Origin of the sequence: Streptomyces huiliensis, assembly GCF_020037025.1 — a bacterium.
Classification (GTDB): domain Bacteria; phylum Actinomycetota; class Actinomycetes; order Streptomycetales; family Streptomycetaceae; genus Streptomyces; species Streptomyces huiliensis.
Genome location: NZ_JAIQLH010000472.1, coordinates 1 through 1445 on the forward strand (window position 1 = coordinate 1; position 1445 = coordinate 1445).

The window sequence follows — 1445 nt, forward strand, 5'->3', positions numbered from 1 at the left end:
GCGGCCGCCCGCGCCGGGCTGCCGCTCGCCGCGCACACCGTCCGCCGGCTGGCCGCCGCCGGGCCGCTGCCCGAACCCTGGCCCGCCGAGGCGCGCGAACTCTTCGTCACCCTCCTCGGGGCCGGTCCGCGGACCGTCGACGTCTGGGAGGCGCTGGAGGCGGAGGGGGTCATGTCGCGGCTGCTGCCGGAGTGGGAACGCGTCCGGTGCCGCCCGCAGCGGAACCCCGTCCACCGCTGGACCGTCGACCGGCACCTGATCGAGACCTGCGTCCGCGCCGCCGCCCTCACCCGCCGCGTCGGGCGTCCGGATCTGCTGCTCGTCGCGGCGCTGCTGCACGACCTGGGGAAGGGACTGCCCGGCGACCACTCCGTGACCGGCGAGGCCATCGCCCGCGAGGTCGCGCCGCGGCTCGGCTTCGGCGTGGAGGACACGGAGGTCCTCGCCACGCTCGTCCGACACCACCTGCTGCTCGTCGAGACCGCGACGCGGCGTGATCTCGACGATCCGGCGACGGTACGGGTGGTGGCGGAGGCGGTTCCGGACGTTCCGACGCTGGAGCTGCTGCACGCGCTTACGGAGGCGGACGCGCTCGCCACCGGGCCGGCGGCGTGGAATTCGTGGCGGGCGTCGCTGGTCTCCGGCCTGGTGCGGCGCGCGGCGGGGGTTCCGGCAGGGGAGCCGGCGGCGGCCGGGCGTGCGGAGCCTTCGCCGCCCACCGCCGCGGAGGAGCTTCTGGCGGAGGAGGCGCGGGGGGCCGGTTCCCCTGCGGTCACGCTGTCCGTCGGGGCCGACGGCGTGGAGCTGCTGATGGCCGTTCCCGACCAGCCCGGTGTGCTGGCCGCCGCCGCGGGCGTGCTCGCGCTGCGGCGGCTCACCGTGCGGGCGGCGGATCTGCGGTCCGTGCGCGGCGGTGTCCTGCTGCTGCGGTGGCGGGTGGCGGCGGAGTACGGCGATCCGCCGGCTGCGGTCCGGCTGCGGGACGATCTCGTGCGGGCGCTGGACGGGTCGCTGGACGTCGGCGGGCGGCTGGCGGAGCGGGAGGCGGCGTACGCGGGGAGGCGGCGTGGTCTGCCTTCGGCGCCGCCCTCGGTTTCCGTCTGTGCGGACGGTTCCGAGGACGCGACCGTCCTGGAGGTGCGGGCCGAGGATGCTCCTGGGTTGCTGTACCGGATCGGGAGGGCTTTGGAGGGGGCGGGCGTTTGGGTGCGGAGTGCGCATGTGTCGACGTTGGGGGCGAGTGTGGTGGATGCGTTTTATGTGACGGGCGTGGATGGGTTGCCGTTGGGGGAGGCGGCGGCTGTGGCCGAGGCGGTGGAGCGGGCGTTGCGGTAGCGCCTGCGGCGGGCGGTGCCCCGGTCCCTCCCCTTCGCCGATTCCTGGGGGCGAGCCCCCAGACCCCCTGAAACCGCGCTTCGCGCGGTTGTCCTCAGACGCCGGACGGG

At 76.2% G+C, this 1445-nt stretch carries 1 protein-coding gene; it reads left to right on the forward strand.

Annotated elements, in window-relative coordinates; all coding sequences use genetic code 11:
• A partial coding sequence (locus tag JNW98_RS35220; RefSeq protein ID WP_223772336.1) for an HD domain-containing protein occupies positions 1-1335 on the forward strand: 1335 nt, incomplete at its 5' end.
• Positions 1336-1445: the final 110 nt, after the last annotated feature.